The 17587-nt window shown below is 74.3% G+C and carries 19 protein-coding genes and 2 pseudogenes; 1 reads left to right on the forward strand and 20 read right to left on the reverse strand.

Annotated features, from left to right (window positions below; translation table 11 throughout):
* From FHE66_RS14225 to rpsB, 8 genes and pseudogenes are all read right to left on the reverse strand, one after another.
* Positions 1-335: pseudogene (locus FHE66_RS14225) on the reverse strand (1-deoxy-D-xylulose-5-phosphate reductoisomerase); the annotation flags it as partial.
* The gene (locus FHE66_RS14230; RefSeq protein ID WP_139073679.1) at positions 332-877 is read right to left on the reverse strand and encodes a DivIVA domain-containing protein; all 546 of its coding nucleotides are present in this window, start codon (positions 875-877) and stop codon (positions 332-334) included. The gene FHE66_RS14230 and the pseudogene FHE66_RS14225, both read right to left, overlap by 4 nt.
* A 5-nt stretch (positions 878-882) precedes the next feature.
* A complete protein-coding gene (gene rlmN, locus FHE66_RS14235) occupies positions 883-2058 on the reverse strand; it encodes a 23S rRNA (adenine(2503)-C(2))-methyltransferase RlmN (protein ID WP_139073615.1) in 1176 nt (391 codons plus the stop codon).
* A 31-nt stretch (positions 2059-2089) separates the two neighbouring features.
* Positions 2090-3001, reverse strand: coding sequence for a phosphatidate cytidylyltransferase (locus tag FHE66_RS14240; protein ID WP_330998311.1), 912 nt, complete (start codon positions 2999-3001; stop codon positions 2090-2092).
* 7 nt (positions 3002-3008) lie between these two features.
* A complete protein-coding gene (gene frr / locus FHE66_RS14245; protein WP_139073616.1) occupies positions 3009-3566 on the reverse strand; it encodes a ribosome recycling factor in 558 nt (185 codons plus the stop codon).
* Entirely contained in the window at positions 3563-4360 is a 798-nt protein-coding gene (gene pyrH, locus FHE66_RS14250; protein WP_176554795.1) for a UMP kinase, read from the reverse strand. The genes frr and pyrH overlap by 4 nt, the downstream gene beginning before the upstream one ends.
* A gap of 71 nt (positions 4361-4431) precedes the next feature.
* Entirely contained in the window at positions 4432-5271 is an 840-nt protein-coding gene (tsf, locus tag FHE66_RS14255) for a translation elongation factor Ts (RefSeq protein ID WP_139073617.1), read from the reverse strand.
* Between the two features lie 26 nt (positions 5272-5297).
* The gene (rpsB, locus tag FHE66_RS14260) at positions 5298-6305 is read right to left on the reverse strand and encodes a 30S ribosomal protein S2 (RefSeq protein ID WP_139073618.1); all 1008 of its coding nucleotides are present in this window, start codon (positions 6303-6305) and stop codon (positions 5298-5300) included.
* A 554-nt stretch (positions 6306-6859) separates the two neighbouring features.
* Here rpsB and FHE66_RS14265 point away from each other — a divergent pair.
* A complete protein-coding gene (locus tag FHE66_RS14265) occupies positions 6860-7411 on the forward strand; it encodes a M23 family metallopeptidase (protein ID WP_139073619.1) in 552 nt (183 codons plus the stop codon).
* 219 nt (positions 7412-7630) lie between these two features.
* Here FHE66_RS14265 and FHE66_RS14270 read toward each other — a convergent pair whose 3' ends face one another.
* The 12 genes and pseudogenes from FHE66_RS14270 to rimM all read right to left on the reverse strand — a co-directional run.
* Positions 7631-8557 (reverse strand): tyrosine recombinase XerC, encoded by a 927-nt coding sequence (locus tag FHE66_RS14270; protein WP_176554796.1) that lies wholly within the window; start codon positions 8555-8557, stop codon positions 7631-7633.
* A 119-nt stretch (positions 8558-8676) separates the two neighbouring features.
* Positions 8677-9882: a formaldehyde dehydrogenase, glutathione-independent gene (gene fdhA / locus FHE66_RS14275; RefSeq protein WP_139073621.1), complete on the reverse strand. Its 1206-nt coding sequence runs from the start codon at positions 9880-9882 to the stop codon at positions 8677-8679.
* A gap of 101 nt (positions 9883-9983) precedes the next feature.
* On the reverse strand, positions 9984-11174 hold the full coding sequence (gene dprA, locus FHE66_RS14280) for a DNA-processing protein DprA (RefSeq protein ID WP_139073622.1): 1191 nt from the start codon (positions 11172-11174) through the stop codon (positions 9984-9986).
* Positions 11167-12702: a YifB family Mg chelatase-like AAA ATPase gene (locus FHE66_RS14285; RefSeq protein ID WP_139073623.1), complete on the reverse strand. Its 1536-nt coding sequence runs from the start codon at positions 12700-12702 to the stop codon at positions 11167-11169. The genes dprA and FHE66_RS14285 overlap by 8 nt, the downstream gene beginning before the upstream one ends.
* 1 nt (position 12703) lies before the next feature.
* Entirely contained in the window at positions 12704-13060 is a 357-nt protein-coding gene (locus FHE66_RS14290) for a YraN family protein (protein ID WP_139073624.1), read from the reverse strand.
* Positions 13061-13183: 123 nt separating this feature from the next.
* Positions 13184-13489 (reverse strand): DUF2469 domain-containing protein, encoded by a 306-nt coding sequence (locus FHE66_RS14295; protein WP_139073625.1) that lies wholly within the window; start codon positions 13487-13489, stop codon positions 13184-13186.
* Positions 13490-13496: 7 nt separating this feature from the next.
* Complete coding sequence (locus FHE66_RS14300; protein WP_255303757.1) at positions 13497-14327, reverse strand: ribonuclease HII; 831 nt, start codon at positions 14325-14327, stop codon at positions 13497-13499.
* Positions 14328-14355: 28 nt separating this feature from the next.
* Positions 14356-15105, reverse strand: coding sequence for a signal peptidase I (gene lepB / locus FHE66_RS14305; RefSeq protein WP_255303758.1), 750 nt, complete (start codon positions 15103-15105; stop codon positions 14356-14358).
* Between the two features lie 81 nt (positions 15106-15186).
* A complete protein-coding gene (gene rplS, locus FHE66_RS14310) occupies positions 15187-15528 on the reverse strand; it encodes a 50S ribosomal protein L19 (RefSeq protein ID WP_139073627.1) in 342 nt (113 codons plus the stop codon).
* Between the two features lie 158 nt (positions 15529-15686).
* Positions 15687-16208: a GNAT family N-acetyltransferase gene (locus tag FHE66_RS15920; RefSeq protein WP_255303764.1), complete on the reverse strand. Its 522-nt coding sequence runs from the start codon at positions 16206-16208 to the stop codon at positions 15687-15689.
* 27 nt (positions 16209-16235) lie between these two features.
* Positions 16236-17000: pseudogene (gene trmD, locus FHE66_RS15925) on the reverse strand (tRNA (guanosine(37)-N1)-methyltransferase TrmD); the annotation flags it as partial.
* Position 17001: 1 nt separating this feature from the next.
* Positions 17002-17587, reverse strand: a 586-nt coding sequence (gene rimM / locus FHE66_RS14320; protein WP_369692770.1) for a ribosome maturation factor RimM, incomplete at its 5' end; no start/stop codon positions are given.

Genomic DNA, 17587 nt, shown 5'->3' on the forward strand with positions numbered 1-17587 from the left:
GTGGGCTCCAGGCCGACCGAGCCGGTGACGCCGTTGAGGACGACGTCGCTGCCGGCCCCGGCGAGCTCGGTCGCGGCGCCCGGGCCGACGAGCACCTCGACGGCGGGGGCGAGGACGCCGCGCTCGGCGGCGACGGCCGCGACCGCGGCGCGCACCTCCTGCGCCTCCCCGCGCGCCACGGCGACGAGGGGGACGTCGTGGTCGAGCACCTGCTCGGCGAGCAGGCGCAGGTTCCCACCGCCCGCGGCGAGGGCGACGACGTCGTAGCCGGCGGCGACCTCCAGGGCCTGGGTGCCGATGGACCCCGTGGAGCCGAGGAGCGTGAGGGTGGTCATTCGACGGCCAGGAGGACCTCGACGGCGCGGTCCAGGTAGGCGTCGACCACTCCCTCGGCGTAGGCCTTGTCGCGGCCCGCGGAGGGGAAGGTCGCGGCGCGCAGCTCGGCGGCCGTGAGGTCGCCGTCCGCGTCGAAGTAGTCCACGAGCCGGTCCATGAGGCGGTCGACGGCGTCACGCGAGTAACCGCGCCCGCTCTCCGGGGCCGCGAAGCGCTCCCCCGCGGGGCGCACGAGCCGCGGGTAGAGGGTCGTCGCGCGCTCGGCGATGCGGTCCATCCACGCCTGCTGGCCGTGGGTGGCGACGAACGCGTCCCGGCGCCGCTGGACGATCGCGGCCTCGAGCCGGTCCAGGGCCGAGTCGACGGCGCCGGTCGCGTAGCCGGCGCGCACGAGGTCGAACGCGGCGGTGCGCACGTCACCCTCCGTCAGCCCCGCGTCCCCCACCGCGCCCGTCTCGTAGGCCTGGCGCGCGCGGGTGAAGAACTGCTCGACCTGGTCACGGTCGTAACCGGTGCTCATCCGCCCGACGACGGGGAACATCGTGCTCACTGCCCCTCCCGTGGAGCGTTCGCCGCCAGGGTCTCGGCCGCGAGCTGGCCGCAGGCGCCGTCGATGTCGCTGCCGCGGGTGTCACGGACCGTCGTCGGGATCCCGGCCGCGCGCAGGGTCCGCACGAACGTGTCCTCCACCCGCGGGTCGGACGCCGTCCACTTCGAACCCGGCGTCGGGTTGAGCGGGATGGGGTTGACGTGCACCCAGCCGCGGCCGCGGGCGACGAGCTCGTCGGCGAGGAGCTGGGCGCGCCACTGGTGGTCGTTGATGTCGCGGATGAGGGCGTACTCGATGCTCACGCGGCGCCCGGTCGCGTCGAAGTAGCGGCGGGCGGCGTCGAGCAGCTCACCGACCTTCCAGCGCGAGTTGATCGGGATGAGCTCGTCGCGCAGGCCGTCGTCCGGGGCGTGGAGGGACACCGCGAGGGTGACCGGCAGGCCCTCCTTGGCGAGCTTGTCGATGGCGGGCACGAGCCCGACCGTCGAGACCGTGACGTTGCGGGCCGAGAGCCCGAAGCCCGCCGGGGTGGGCTCGACCATGCGGCGCACCGCGTCGACGACGGCGCGGTAGTTCGCCAGCGGCTCCCCCATCCCCATGAAGACGACGTTCGTCAGCCGGGTGGGCCCGCCGGTGAGCAGGCCGTCGCGGCACGCGGCCGCGGCCACGCGCACCTGCTCGACGATCTCCGCCGTCGAGAGGTTGCGGGTGAGGCCCTGCTGGCCGGTCGCGCAGAACGGGCAGGCCATCCCGCAGCCCGCCTGGGAGGAGACGCACAGGGTGGCCCGCTCGGAGTAACGCATGAGGACCGACTCGACCTTCGCGCCGTCGAACAGGCTCCACAGCGACTTGCGGGTCGCCCCGCCGTCGGCCTGGAGGCTGTGGACCTCGGTGAGCAGCTCGGGGAGCAGCTCGGCGACGAGCTCGTCCCTGCCCTGGGCGGGCAGGTCGCTCATCGCGGCGACGTCGCGGGTGAGGTGGCCGAAGTAGTGGCGCGAGAGCTGGTCGGCGCGGAAGGCGGGCAGCTCCTTCTCGCGCAGCACCTGGGCTCGGTCCTCCCGGGAGAGGTCGGCGAGGTGGCGCGGCGGCTTGCCGCGGCGGCGGGCGGTGAAGGTGAGCCGCGGACGCTCGCCGGCAGCGCCGGGCGTCGGGGGCAGGGAGGTCGTCGACATCGCGGCCGATTCTCTCAGATGATCCTGGGAATCAGCTGACGAACGTCGTGAGCAGGAGATAGCTCACCGGCGCGGTCATGAGGAGCGAGTCGAGCCGGTCGAGGATCCCGCCGTGCCCGGGCAGCAGCGTGCCCATGTCCTTGAGCCCCAGGTCCCGCTTGAGCAGGGACTCCGCGAGGTCGCCGACCGTCGCGGTGACGACGGCGCCGACCCCGAGGAGCAGGCCCGTCCACCACGGGGTGTCGAGCGCGAGGGTGGCCATCCCCACACCGACGAGCGCGGCGAGCAGGACCGAGCCGCCCGCTCCCTCCCACGACTTCTTCGGGCTGATCGACGGCGCCATCGGGTGCTTGCCGAACAGCACCCCGGCGACGTAGCCGCCGGTGTCGTTGGCCACCGCGCACAGCACGAACGTGAGGACGAGCCACGGGCCCTTGTCCTCGGTGAGGAGCAGGACGGCGAACCCGGCGAGGAAGGAGACGTAGGCCGAGCCCAGCACCCCGGCGCAGGCATCGCGCACCGCGTCCGGTCCCCCACCGTCGACCACGCGCCACACGAGCACGCCCCCGGCGGTGAGGAGGAAGGCGACGAGCATCGCCGCCGGGCCGCTCGTGTAGGCCGACACGAGGATCCCCGCGTTGCCCACCCACAGCGGCAGCAGCGGCACGGTGACGCCGTGCGTGCCGACCGCGCGCGCGAACTCCCACAGCCCGCCGCTCGTCGCGACGAGCGCGAGCACGACGAACGCCTCCTCGCGCAGGAAGAGACTGGCGAGGAGGACCGCGAGCAGGCCCAGGCCCACGCCGATGGCCGCGGGGAGGTTACGGCCCGCGCGGCTGCCCGGCTTCGGGGGCGGCGGCGGCACGAGGGCGCGCTGGGCCCCCGCCTGGATCTGGCGGATCTGGCGACGGGTGAGCGGCGGGTCGCCGCCGGTGGTGCTCACCTCCGGCTCAGACCTCGAGGAGCTCTCGCTCCTTGCCGGCGAGCAGCTCGTCCACGGCCTCGACCCGCTTGCGGGTGAGTCCCTCGAGCTCCTTCTCCGCGCGGTCGACCTCGTCCTCGCCGACCTCGCCGTCCTTCTTCATCCGGTCGAGCTCGTCCTTCGCCTTGCGGCGGTGGTTGCGGATGGAGATGCGGGCGTCCTCGGCCTTGGTCTTGGCGAGCTTGACGTAGTCGCGGCGACGCTCCTCGGTGAGGGCGGGCAGCACGATGCGGATGACGTTGCCGTCGTCGGTCGGGTTCACCCCCAGGTCCGACTCGCGCAGCGCCTTGATGATCGCGGCGGTCGCGCCACGGTCGTAGGGCGCGATGAGCACGGTGCGGGCCTCGGGGATGGTGAGGGAGCCGAGCTGCTGCAGCGGCGTGGGCGCGCCGTAGTAGTCGACGAGGATGCGGTTGAACATCCCGGCGTTCGCACGGCCGGTACGGATGTTGCCGAAGTCCTCGCCGGCCGCGTCGACCGCCCTGTCCATCTTGTCCTCGGCCTCGAGGAGGATCTCGTCGATCACCGTAGCTCCTTCATCGTCTCGTCCGTGGCACCGGTGGTGGTGCCGGGAATGGTCGCGGGGGCGTCGTCGACCGTCACCAGTGTTCCGATCTTCTCACCAAGCAGCGCCCGCGTGACGTTGCCCGGGCCGTTCATCCCGAAGACGCGCATCGACAGGCCGTTGTCCATGCACAGCGAGAACGACGCGGCGTCGACGACGCGCAGGTTGCGGCGCAGCGCGTCGGCGTAGGTCACGTGGTCCAGGCGGGTGGCCGTCGGGTCGAGCGCGGGGTCGGCGGTGTAGACGCCGTCGACGCCGTTCTTGCCGACGAGCACCTCGTCGCAGTGCGTCTCCAGGGCGCGCTGCGCAGCCACGGTGTCGGTGGAGAAGAACGGCATGCCGGCGCCGGCGCCGAAGATGACGACGCGGCCCTTCTCGAGGTGGCGCACGGCGCGCAGCGGGATGTACGGCTCGGCGACCTGGCCCATGGTGATGGCGGTCTGCACGCGGGTACGCACCCCGGCCTGCTCGAGGAAGTCCTGGAGGGCGAGGGCGTTCATCACGGTGCCCAGCATGCCCATGTAGTCGGCGCGGGAGCGGTCCAGGCCACGCTTGGACAGCTCGGCGCCGCGGAAGAAGTTGCCGCCGCCGACGACGATCGCGACCTCGACGCCGGCGCGGGTGGCCTCGGCGATCTGGCGGGCCACACCGGAGACGACGTCGGCGTCCAGTCCGATGGAGCCACCACCGAAGACCTCGCCGGAGAGCTTGAGCAGCACCCGGCGGGCGCGGGGCATGTCGGACGTGACGTTCATGCAGACCTCCGAGGGGATGGTACGCGGGTGGCCCCGGCCCCGGTGGGGCCGGGGCCACCCGACGTGGTTACTCAGGCGCCGACGCGGAAGCGGGCGAAGGCGGTCACCTTGCCGCCGGAACCCTCGACGACCTTGCCGACAGTGGTCTTCGGGTCGCGGGCGAAGGCCTGGTCGAGGAGGACGGACTCCTTGAAGAAGCCGTTCATCCGGCCCTCGATGATCTTCGGCAGCGCGGCCTCCGGCTTGCCCTCGTTGCGCGAGGTCTCCTCGGCGATGCGACGCTCGCTCTCGACGACGTCGGCCGGCACGTCCTCACGGGTGAGGTACTGCGGGCTGTAGGCCGCGATGTGCATCGCGACGTCGCGCGCGACCTCGGCGCCGGCGGCGTCCGTGGCGACGAGCACGCCGACCTGCGGGGGCAGGTCCTTGGCGGTGCGGTGCAGGTAGCTCGCGACCTTCTCACCGGAGACGCGGGCGACGCGGCGCAGGACGAGCTTCTCGCCCAGCGTGGCGGCGGTCTCGTCGATCAGCCCGCCGACGGTGGTGTCGTCGACCGGGGCGGCGAGGAGGGACTCGACGTCGGCGGCGCCGGAGGCGACCGCGGCGGCGAGGACCTTCTCGGACAGCGTGACGAAGACCTGGTTCTTCGCGACGAAGTCGGTCTCGGAGTTGAGCTCGACCATGACGCCGGTCTCCCCGGCGTCGTCGGAGACGACCTCGATCGCGACGAGACCGTCGGAGGCGGCGCGCCCCTCACGCTTGGCCACGCCCTTCAGGCCCTTGACCCGGATGATCTCGGTGGCCTTCTCGGCGTCGCCGTCGGCCTCGTCGAGAGCCTTCTTCACGTCCATCATGCCCGCGCCGGTCTTCTCGCGGAGGGCCTTGATGTCAGCGGCGGTGTAGTTCGCCATAAGTGTTCTCCAGTCGGGGTCGGGGCTCAGGCCTGGGAGGCCGTGGTGTCGTCGGAGGCCGGGGCGTCCGTCGCGGGGGCGTCGTCGGCCACCTGGGTGGCGTCCGCGCCCTCGGCGCTGACGGCCGGAGCGGACTCCTCGCCGGCCTCGGCGGCCGCGGCGACCTGCTCGGCGTCGTTGGTGACACCGGCGGCCTGGTTCGCGGCCTCGACGGCCGGGTCGGCCTGCTCGGCGGCGACCGGGGAGGCCTGGGCGCTCTGGTCGCCCTCGCCGGTGGCGAGGAGCTCGCGCTCCCACTCGGCCAGCGGCTCGGCCTCGGTCGGGGCGGCGCCCGAGCCCCCGCCGTGGCGGGTGACGAGGCCGGCAGCGGCGGCGTCGGCGATCACGCGGGTGAGCAGACCGACGGCGCGGATGGCGTCGTCGTTGCCCGGGATGCCGTAGTCGACCTCGTCCGGGTCGCAGTTCGTGTCGAGGATGGCGACGACGGGGATGTTGAGCTTGCGCGCCTCGGCGACGGCGAGGTGCTCCTTCTTCGTGTCGACGATCCACACGGCGGAGGGCAGCTTGGCCATGTCGCGGATGCCGCCGAGGGTGCGCTCGAGCTTCTCCTTCTCGCGGCGCATCATGAGCAGCTCCTTCTTGGTGAAGGCCGAGCCCGCGACGTCGTCGAAGTCGATCTGCTCGAGCTCCTTCATGCGCTGGAGCCGCTTGTGCACGGTGGTGAAGTTCGTGAGCATGCCGCCGAGCCAACGCTGGTTGACGTAGGGCATGCCGACGCGCGCAGCCTGCTCGGCCACGGCCTCCTGGGCCTGCTTCTTGGTGCCGACGAAGAGGATCGACCCACCGTGCGCGACCGTCTCCTTGACGAACTCGTACGCCCGGTCGATGTCGGTCAGCGACTGCTGCAGGTCGATGATGTAGATGCCGTTGCGCTCGGTGAAGATGAAGCGCTTCATCTTCGGGTTCCAGCGGCGGGTCTGGTGCCCGAAGTGCACGCCGCTCTCGAGGAGCTGGCGCATGGTGACGACGGCCATGGCTCGTCCTTTCCGGTGCGGGAGCTCCCGCACGTTCGGCGGCCAGGGCGCGGGTGTGCCGCTGCTCTGACCGCGGTTCGGGTTGTCTGCGGTCGACCGGGTGGTCGCCGCTCCTGGTGCTCACGACTGCCGGCACCCGCTGGGCGGGACCGCGCCGGCCGCCTCGCGTCGCTGGGTCGGGGTGAGCCGACTGCGAGCGCGACATGTGGGCACGCGATGTCAACCAGATCGCTCCGGCTGCGCCGCCAACTCTACCGCACCCCTCCCCCGTCCCACGCCGCCCGCCCTGTCACCCCCAGCACACCCCGCGAGCGCCGACTTGCGCGCGAGAGCCGACTTCCGCACGACAGCCGACTTCCGCACGACAGCCGACTTCCGCACGACAGCCGACTTGCGCGCGAGAGCCGACTTCCGCACGACAGCCGACTTCCGCACGACCGCAGTCCTCTGGCGCACGCACCGTCCCGCTCCACAACGCGGGGACAGCGACCACCTGAGCACAGGCGAAGCTTGCCCCAGCCCGTCCGGCGGCACGGTCGCGTCATCCTCACGACATGGGGCTGGCAGGAAACGTGGCGGGTGCAGCGGCGGTGCTCGGCGTCGTCGGCGGGCTGGTGCTGCTCAGCGGCCCGCCGGTCGAGCAACCCCAACCGTCCGTGTTCACGGGAACGGACTCTGCCCAGGTGGAGTACGGGTGGCCGACCGGCTCCCCGGCGACGGTCGTTCGCCCGTTCGAGCCGCCGCCCGAGCGGTGGGCTGCCGGACACCGCGGCGCGGACCTGGCCCTGGGCGACGGCGCGCCCGTGCTCGCGGCGGCCGACGGCGTGGTCGTCTTCGCGGGGTCGGTCGCCGGGCGTGGCGTCGTCTCGATCGACCACGCCGACGGCATCCGCACGACGTACGAGCCGGTCTCCGCCGTCGTGCGACGCGGCGCCGGTGTGACGCGCGGTGAGCCGATCGGGACGCTGGCCGGGCTCGGGCACTGCGCACCGGAGCACTGTCTCCACTGGGGCGCACGCCGAGGTCGCGACGACTACCTCGACCCGCTCAGCCTCGTGACGGCGGAGGTCGTCATCCGGCTGCTCCCCCTTCATGGGGGCGGGTGACCTCACGCGGGTCGTGCTGCGGGGAGCCGAAGGGATGGTCGTGGAGGTCACCTCTCGCGCGGAAATCCGCTCTCGCGCAGAAGTCCGCTCTCGCGCGGAACTCGGCTCTCGCGCAGAAGTCCGCTCTCGCGCGAAACTCCGCTCTCGCGCGGAACTCGGCTCTCGCGCGGAAGTCGGCTGTCGCGCGGAAGTCGGCTGTCGCGGGGTTGGGGGCGGGGGTCAGGCGCGGGGGTGGGCCTGGGTGTAGGCGGCGCGGAGGCGTTCGGGGGTGACGTGGGTGTAGCGCTGGGTCGTGGCGAGGGAGGCGTGGCCGAGGACCTCCTGCACCGTGCGCAGGTCGGACCCGCCGGCCAGGAGGTGGGTGGCGGCACTGTGCCGCAGGCCGTGCGGGGCGAGGTCGCGCACACCCGCGAGCGCCGTGAGCTTGTGGACGCGCTCGCGCACGGCACGTACCCCGAGCCGGCCGCCGCGGGCACCGAGGAACACCGCGGGCGGAGACGCCGGGGTCACCAGCTGCGGCCGGCCGCGCTCCAGCCACTCCCCCAGCGCACGGTCGGCGGGCACGCCGAAGGGCACGACCCGCTCGGTGCCGCCCTTGCCGAGCACCCGCACGGTGCGCTCGCGCCGGTCGAGCGCGTCGAGGTCGAGGCCGACGAGCTCGGCGACGCGTACTCCGGTGGCGTACAGCAGCTCGAGGACGGCCCAGTCGCGCAGGTGGGCCGGGTCGCCGTCGTCGGCGGCCTGCTCGGCGAGGTCGAGCAGGTGGGCCGCCTCGTCGACGGCGAGGATCTGGGGCACGCGCTTGTCCGGGCGCGGGCTCTGCAGCCGCCGCCCGACGTCGGTGGTGAGGTGGCCCTGACGGTGCGCCCACGTGCAGAACGTCCGGGCGGCCGCGGACCGGCGCGCCACCGTCGCCCGCGAGCGCCCCTCACGGGCCTGCCCGGCGAGCCAGGCGCGCAGCGTCGTGAGGTCGAGGTCCGCGAGGTCGACGGCGGCGGACCCCTCACCCTCCGCACCCGCCGGCGCGAGGGAGGCGAGGAGGGAGCGCACGTCCGAGACGTACCCGCGCACCGTGTGCTCCGACAGCCCGCGCTGGAGCTCGAGGTGCCGCGCGAAGGCGGCGAGGAGGGCGTCGGTGTCGTGCACGCGCTCACCGTCGCGCGTCGCCGCGGCGAGGGCAACCAGCCGCGCCGGGGCATCGCCCGCCGGGCCCCCCGGCCGACCGACGAGGCGGCGGACGGGGAGGAGCCCGGCGGGGCAGACGGTCAGCCCAGCGAGCCGTGCGCGTCGATGACGTACTTGCGCGCCGCCCCCTTGTCGAACTCGGCGTAGCCGCGCGGGGCGTCGTCGAGGCTGATGACCTCGGCGTTGACCGCCTTCGCGATGTGCAGCCGGTCGCGCAGGATCGCCTTCATGAGGTCGCGGTGGTACTTCATCACCGGGGTCTGGCCGGTGACGAAGGACAGCGCCTTGGCCCAGCCGGTGCCGAAGTCGAGCGAGAGCGCACCGCGCTTGGCGGACTCGTCGACTCCGCCCGGGTCACCGGTGACGTACAGCCCGGGGATGCCGACGGCGGCCCCTGCGTCGGCCACCATCATCACGCTGTTGAGGACGGTCGCCGGGGCCTCCTTGCCCTCGTGGCCCTTCGCCTCGAAGCCGACCGCGTCGACGGCGGCGTCGACGAACGGGTCGCCGATGACCTGCTCCATCTGCTCGTGCGGCTGCCCCTTGGCGAGGTCGATCGTCTCGCAGCCGAAGCTGCGGGCCTGGGCGAGGCGCTCGGCGTTGAAGTCACCGACGACGACCACCGACGCCCCGAGCAGCTGTGCCGAGGCGGCTGCCGCGAGCCCGACGGGGCCTGCTCCCGCGACGTACACCGTCGACCCGGTGGTCACCCCGGCGCTGTAGGCGCCGTGGTAACCGGTGGGCAGGATGTCCGACAGCATCGCGAGGTCGAGGATCTTCTCCATCGCCTGGTCCCGGTCGGGGAAGACGAGGCAGTTCCAGTCCGCGTAGGGGACCAGGACGTACTCCGCCTGCCCGCCGACCCATCCCCCCATGTCGACGTAGCCGTAGGCACTGCCCGGCCGGTCGGGGTTGACGTTGAGGCAGATCTCGGTGCGCCGGGCCTTGCAGTTGCGACAGCGCCCGCAGGAGATGTTGAACGGCACCGAGACGAGGTCGCCCTTCCTGACGAACTCGACGTCGGGGCCGGTCTCGACGACCTCGCCGGTGATCTCGTGGCCCAGGACGAGGTCGGGCGGGGCGGTGGTGCGCCCGCGGACCATGTGCTGGTCCGAGCCGCAGATGTTCGTGGCGACCGTCTTGAGGATGACGCCGTGGGGGACCTTGCGCCCGACGTTCGCGGGATTGACCCCCGGCCCGTCCTTGAGCTCGAACGTCGGGTAGTCGATCTCGATGACCTCGACGGTGCCGGGGCCCTTGTACGCAACCGCTCTGTTGCCAGCCATGTCTATTCCCTCCCGTGTCCGCCCGAGGGCAGCGCGAGTGCAGGGGTGCGAGACGTGTGCGGCTCGGGCACGTCCCGTCACGCTAACGGATGTGACGTGCGTCACGCACCCCCGCGGGGGTCACGCGCCCGCCGCCACCCGGCCCCGGAACGCTCGGCCCGCCCGGCCAGCTCGAGGCGCCCGACGCCGGAGCGCACCTCCTGCTCGCTGAGCCCTGCCGCACGGGCCAGGTTGCTCACCGTGGCCCCAGTCCGCAGCGGCAGGGCGTCGAGCACGCGGGCGCCGAGCGGGTCGAGCCCGTCGAGCAGCGCCCGCTCGACGGGCGGCTCCTCGCCGAGGTCCTGACCGCTCGGGGACAGCAGCTCCAGGACGTCGGCGGCCCCGGTGACGCAGACGGCGTCGGTGTCACGCAGGAGGCGGTGGCAGCCCACGGAGGCCATGGACGTCACCGGCCCGGGCACCGCGCCGACCGGCCGCAGGAGCTGCTCGGCGTGCCGGGCCGTGTTGAGGGCGCCGGAGCGCCACGCCGCCTCGACGACGACGCACACCCGCCCGAGCGCCGCGATGAGGCGGTTGCGCAGGAGGAAGCGGTGCCGGCCGGGCACCGACCCGGGCGCCGGCTCGGCGAGGACGACGCCCTCGGCCATGACCGCCTCGAGCAGCGCGGTGTTGCCCGCCGGGTAGAGCCGGTCCACCCCGCCGGCGAGGACCGCGCACGTGGGACCGCCGACGCTCAGCGCCCCTCGGTGCGCGGCCGCGTCGATGCCGTAGGCACCGCCGGACACGACGACGACGCCCCGCTCGGCGAGGTCGATCGCCAGCTGGGCGGCCACGTGGTCGCCGTAGCCCGTGCTCGCCCGCATGCCGACGACGGCGGCGCTGCGCCCGAGCCGGTCGAGGCGCCCTGCGCCGCGCACCCACAGCGCCGCGGGTGCACGCTCGGCGAGGTCGTCGAGGGCGGTGGGCCACTCGTCGTCGCCGGGGACGACGAGGCGTCCGCCGAGGGAGTGGAGCACGGCGAGCTCGCGGCGGATGTCGAGGTTCTCCAGCCGCGGGAGCCAGCGGGCCACCGCCTCCTCCCAGGGAGGCGGCGCGCCGGCGTCCACGGACCCGGCGGGCAACGCGCGGCCGGACCAGCCGCGGGAGTCCACGTGGCAGAGCCAGTCGAGCGCGCCGGCGGCGCCGAGGTGGGCGCGCAGGGTGCCCGCGGCCGCGTCGCCGGGCTCGGCGAGGCGGGTCCAGGCGGCGGCCGCGAGCCGCGGGTCGGTGACGTCGAAGGGCAGGTCAGCCACGGGGTCCTCCCCTGATCCGCAGGCTCATGGCGGCCCCGACCTCGTCGAGGCCGGGGTGGGGACGCCCCGAGAGGTCGGCGAGCGTCCACGCGGTACGCAGCACGCGGTCCATGCCGCGCAGGCTGAGCGTGCCGGTGTCCAGCGCCCGTTCGAGGACGGCCCGGGCCGCCGGGCCGAGCCCGTGCTCGGCGGCGCGCAGCCAGGCGCCGGGCACCTCGGAGTTCGTCTGCCAGGGGGTGTGGGCGAGCCGCTCGCGCTGCGCGGCGCGCGCGCGTGCCACCCGCGCGGCGACGACGGCGCTCGACTCCCCCCGGCCGCCGAGCGCAGCGGCGGCGCGGGTCACGGAGGGGACGTCGATCTGGAGGTCGACGCGGTCCAGGAGCGGGCCGGACAGCCGGGCGAGGTAGCGGCGCCGCTCGAGCGGGGTGCACGTGCAGGTGAGGCCGGTGCCCGAGGCCTTCCCGCACGGGCACGGGTTGGCGGCGAGGACGAGCTGGAACCGTGCGGGGTAGCGGGCGGCGCCGCGGGCCCGGTGGACGACGAGCTCGCCCCGCTCGAGCGGCTGGCGCAGGGTGTCGAGCACCCGGCGGGGGAACTCCGGCGCCTCGTCGAGGAGGAGGACGCCGCGGTGCGCGCGGGAGGCGGCACCGGGCCGTGGCACGCCGGACCCTCCGCCGACGATCGCCTGGGCGGTCGCGGTGTGGTGCGGCTCCTCGAACGGCGGGCGGCGCACGAGCCCGCCGTCGAAGGTGCCGGCGACGGAGTGGATGGCGGTGACCTCGAGCGCGTCGGCGTCCTCGAGGTCGGGCAGCAGGCCGGGCAGCCGGGCCGCGAGCATCGACTTGCCCGCCCCGGGCGGGCCGACCATGAACAGGTGGTGTCCTCCGGCGGCGGCGACCTCGAGCGCGAAGCGCGCGTCGTCCTGCCCGACGACGTCGGCGAGGTCGCGTTCCTCCCGGGCCCGCCCGGCGGGAACCGGCGGGCCCGGCAGCTCCTCGGCGGGCGGGGGCGTGACGTCCGCGCCGTACTCCCTGGCGAGCTCGGCGAGGTGGTGCACACCGCGCACGTGCGCCCCGGGCACGAGCCGCGCCTCCGCGAGGTTCGCGGCGGGCACGACGACGTGGGGGCGTCCGGCGGCGACGGCGGCGGCGACGGCGGGCAGCACCCCGCGGACCGGGTGGACACGGCCGTCGAGGCCGAGCTCGCCGAGGTGGACCACTCCCCCGGCCCGCTCGGCGCCGGGAAGCCCCTCGGCCCCGAGGCACGCGACGGCGATGGCGAGGTCGAACGCCGAGCCTGCCTTGGGCAGGGAGGCGGGTGAGAGGTTGACGGTGCGGCGGCGCGCGTCCCACGGCAGCGAGCTGGAGGTGACCGCCGCCCGGACGCGCTCCTTGGCCTCCGACAGGGAGGCGTCGGGCAGGCCGACGAGGGTGAGCGCGGGCAGCCCGCTCGCCGCGTGCGCCTCGACCTGGACGAGGTGGCCCTCGACGCCGACGAGCGCGACCGACCACGTGCGCGCCAGGCCCACCTCAGCCCACCGCCTTGAGGTGCTGGACGAGCGCAGGACCGGTGCGTGGGCGCAGCACGGCGACGACGTCGACCCGCACCTCCTCGGCGTGCTCGGCGTGCTCGCGCAGCCAGCGGGCGGCCAGCCGGCGCAGCCGCTCGAGCTTGGCCGGGTGCACCGCCTCGGCGGGGTGCCCGAACCGGGTCCCGCTGCGGGTCTTGACCTCGACGAAGGCGATCGTGGCACCGTCGCGGGCGACGATGTCGATCTCGCCCTCGCGGCAGCGCCAGTTGCGGTCGAGGATCCGCCAGCCGTCCTCCTCGAGCATCGCGACGGCGATCCGCTCGCCGAGCGCGCCGAGCTCGTCCTTCGCAGCCACCGGGCACCACCTCCGCGAGCAGCCTCGCAGCGGCCGCCCACGCCCCGGCGGCCGCGCCACCCGCCCGGGGGACGGGCAGCTCGCGGGCGCGCGCTGTGGAGCAGGCTCGGGAGAGCAGCCGGCTCAGGAGGGGAGGTTGAGCTCCGCCTTGGGCAGCTCCTCGACGTTGACGTCCTTGAACGTCACGACCCGCACCGAGCGCACGAAGCGGGCGGAGCGGTACACGTCCCACACCCACGCGTCCCCGAGGGTCAGCTCGAAGAACACCTCTCCCCCGGCGCTGCGTACCTGCAGGTCGACCTCGTTGGCGAGGTAGAACCGTCGCTCGGTCTCCACCACGTAGGAGAAGAGCCCGACGACGTCGCGGTACTCGCGGTACAGCTCGAGCTCGAGATCGGCCTCGTAGTTCTCCAGGTCCTCTGCGCTCACGAGCCCATCATGCCCCGGGTGCGGCCACGAGTGCGTCACGAGACGCCTCGGCGCGGCCGGGCTGCCCCGCGGCGGAGGCCTCCGCCGCGTCGGCGACGGCGTCCTCGACCGCCTCCTCGACCGCCTGCGCGACGGCCTCGGCGACGGCGGCGTCGTCGCCCGGCAGCGCGGTGGGCAGCCGCCACGAGCGGCGGTGCAGCTCGCACGGGCCGAGCTCGCGCAGCGCGGCGACGTGCTCGGGCGCGGAGTAGCCCTTGTTGCCCTCCCACCCGTAGGCGGGGTGGTGGGCGGCGAGGTCGACCATGATCGCGTCGCGCTCGCACTTGGCCAGGACGCTGGCCCCGGCGACGACGGCGCAGCGCAGGTCCGCCTTGACCTGGGTGCGCACGGGCGGGGTGGGGGCCGCAGCAGGGTCGGCGAGCTCGGCGAAGAGGTCCTGGGGCGGGGTGAGCCAGTCGTGGATGCCGTCGAGCACGACGATGTCGGGGTGGATTCCGTCGGCGGCGAGGGTGGCGAGGGCGCGCGTACCGGCGAGGCGCAGCGCGGCGATGATGCCGAGCGCGTCGATCTCCTCGGGCGAGGCGTGCCCGACGGCGCTGCCCACGGCCCACCGGCGCACCGGCTCACACAGCGCCTCGCGCGCGGCGGGGGCGAGGAGCTTGGAGTCCCGCAGGCCGCGCGGCAGCCGCCCGGTGTGCTCGTCGACGACGCACACCCCGACGCTCACCGGGCCGGCGAGGGCCCCGCGGCCCACCTCGTCCATCCCGGCGACGAGCCGGTGGCCGGAGGCGAGCAGCTCGCGCTCGAGCTGGCGGGAGGGGGCGCGACGGGGAGGCACGTCCCCATGGTAAGCACGTACCCGCCGGTCAGGGCTCGGGGACCTCGGCGAAGGTGTCGCCGGGGTTGCGGAACAGCGACCAGTGGTCGAAGGGCCACAGGATGAGCGCCGCGGTGCCGACGACGTTCTCCATCGGGACGGCGCCCCCACCCGGCTCGCCCAGGTGGGAGCGGGAGTCCTGGGAGTTGGAGCGGTTGTCGCCCATGAGCCACAGGTGCCCCTCGGGCACGGTGACGGAGAACTCGGTCTCGCTGGGGCTGACCCCGGGCTTGAGGTAGGGCTCCTCGATGCTCACGCCGTTGACCATGAGGCGGCCGTCGGCGTCGCAGCACTCGACGGTGTCCCCGCCGACGCCGATGACGCGCTTGATGAGGTGCTCCCCGGCGTTCTGCGGCAGGAGCCCGACGAACGTCAACGCCTCCTCCAGGCCCCGCTGGACGGCGTTGCGGGTGTCGGGCTTCTGCTCGAGCCAGCCGCCCGGGTCGACGAAGACGACGACGTCGCCGCGGTGGACGTCCAGCGGGCCGGGGGCGAGCTTGCTCACCAGCACGCGGTCACCGACCGCGAGGGTGTCCTCCATCGAGCCGGAGGGGATGAAGAACGCCTGGACGAGGAACGTCTTGATGATGACCGACAGGACGAGCGCGCTGACGACGACGATGGCGGTCTCGCGCAGCCAGCCGCGCTTGCGTGGCTGTGCGCCGGCCCGGTCGCCCCGCCCGCGGGCCCGGTCGCGGCGCCGTCCGTCGGCCGGCGCGGTCTCGTCGTCGTTGGTCACGGCCAGCGTTCGCTCCTGTCGGGAAAATGCTTCTGCCCGGCTGCGTGAGCCGGGCAGAAGCGATGGGTTTCGCGTGCGCGGTCAGCGCTTCTCGCGGATGCGAGCCTTCTTCCCCTGCAGGCCGCGCATGTAGTACAGCTTGGCGCGACGGACGTCACCGCGGGTGACGACCTCGATCTTGTCGATCGACGGGGAGTGCACCGGGAAGGTGCGCTCGACGCCGACGCCGAAGCTCACCTTGCGGATGATGAAGGTCTCGCGCACACCGGCGCCGGAGCGGCCGACGACGTAGCCCTGGAAGACCTGGATACGCGAGCGGTTGCCCTCGACGACCTTGACGTGCACCTTGAGGGTGTCACCGGCGCGGAAGTCGGGGATGTCGTCGCGCAGCGAGGCGGAGTCGACGTGGTCCAGGGTCTGCATGTTGGTGCCTTCCCGCTGGTGCCACAGGTCACCGGCGCTGTTCGTGGCAGCGGTCGCTGCCGACTCGACGTGAGTGGTCCGCGTCCCTGGAGCACCGGTCCCCTGTGGCAGACCGCGCGCGGTACGGGCGCATGACCGGTCCATCTTGCCACACGGCGTCAGCCGACGGTAATCGGTGTGCTCAGCACCACGTCGTCGTTGGGCACCCCGCCGACGTCGAAGGTCCGCCGCCCGACGACGGTGAAGCCGGAGCGCTCGTAGAAGCGGCGCGCGCGGCGGTTGGCGACGTTCGTGCCCAGCCACATCGTCTCCGCGCCCCGCGCGCCCGCCGCGGCGGTGCACGCGGCGAGGAGCCGGCGGGCGAGGCCGCTGCCGTGGACGTCGGGCCGGACGTAGCACTTGCTCAGCTCGGCGCTGCCGGCGCCCTCCTCCAGCCCCGGGCGCGGGGAGTCGAGGACGACCATCGTGTAGCCGAGCAGCGCGCCGGTCACTTCGTCGGCGGCGACGTGGAGGAGCCGCTGCGGGTCGGTGAGGTAGCGCGCGAAGCTCGCCTCGTCGAGGTGGGTCGCGACGAACGCCGCGACGGCGTCGGCGCCGAGGGAGGGCGGGCAGGCGAGCGGGAAGGTCGCGGCGGCGAGCGCGGCGAGGGCCGCGGTGTCGGCCGGCTCGGCGGGCCGCACGACGGCGCGCCGCGGTCCCTCGGGCGCGACGTACCACCCCAGGTCGGCGAGGACGCGCCGGTCGGCGGGGTCCAGGGCGTCGGGTGCGAGCCGGGCGAGCAGGTCGGGGCGGCGGGCGGCGGTGCGCTCCAGCGCCCGGTCGCGGCGCCAGCGGGCGACCTTGCCGTGGTGGCCGGAGGTGAGGACCTCGGGCACTGCGTGCCCGCGCCACTCCGGCGGCTTGGTGTAGACGGGGTACTCCAGGAGGCCGGCGGCGCCGTGGGACTCCTCGACGAGCGACTCGGGGTTGCCGACGACGCCGGGCAGGAGGCGGGCGACGGCCTCGATGACGACGAGCGCGGCGACCTCCCCGCCGTTGAGCACGTAGTCCCCGATGGAGATCTCGCGGACCTCGACGCCGGGACGGGTGGCGTAGTGCTCCGCGACGCGGGCGTCGATGCCCTCGTAGCGGCCGCACGCGATGACGAGGCGCCGCGCCCCGGCGAGCTCCTCGGCGGTGCGCTGGGTGAGCACCTCTCCCCCGGGTCCGGGGACGAGGAGGACGGCGGGCTGCCCGGCGTCGTCGTCGGCGAGGACGGCGTCCAGGGCCTCGCCCCACACGTCGGGGCGCATGACCATGCCGGCGCCGCCGCCGAAGGGCGTGTCGTCGACCGTGCGGTGGCGGTCGGTGGTCCAGTCGCGCAGGTCGTGGACGGCGAGGTCGAGCAGACCGGAGCGGCGCGCCTTGCCGACGAGGGAGAGGTCGAGCGGGGCGAGGTAGTCCGGGAAGATCGTGAGGACGTCGATGCGCACGTCAGGCCTCGTCGGCGGCGAGCAGGCCGTGGGGCGGGTCGATGACGACCCGGCGCCCGGGCACGTCGACGAGCGGGACGATCTCGGCGACGAACGGCACGAGGGTGCGCGCGCCGTTCTCCTCGGTGAGGACGAGGACGTCCTGGGCGGGCAGGTGCTCGATGCCCGCGACGGTCCCGACGTGGCGGCCGGTCGTGTCCTCGACGGGCAGCCCGACGAGCTCGTGGGGGTACCAGGCGTCCTCCTCCACCTCGTCCTCGACGGTGACGAGCAGGAGCGTGCCGCGCAGCGCCTCGGCGGCGGTGCGGTCGGGGACCTCGGCGAACCGGGCGTACCACGAGCCGCTGCGCTCGGTGCTCTGGACGACGGTGAGCGGGCCGCGGTCGGCGGGATCGGTCGGCAGGACGGCGCCGGGGGCGAAGCGCCCGGCGGGGTCGTCGGTGCGGACCTCGAGGCGGACCATGCCCTGCAGGCCGTGGGCGGCGCCCACACGGGCGACGACGAGCTCCATCTCGGACTCCTCGGTGGTAGAACGGCGCGAGCCCTGGCTCACCGGGGTGAACCAGGGCTCGCGGCTGACGATCAGC

Source organism: Georgenia sp. 311, assembly GCF_006151955.1.
Classification (GTDB): domain Bacteria; phylum Actinomycetota; class Actinomycetes; order Actinomycetales; family Actinomycetaceae; genus Oceanitalea; species Oceanitalea wutianyii.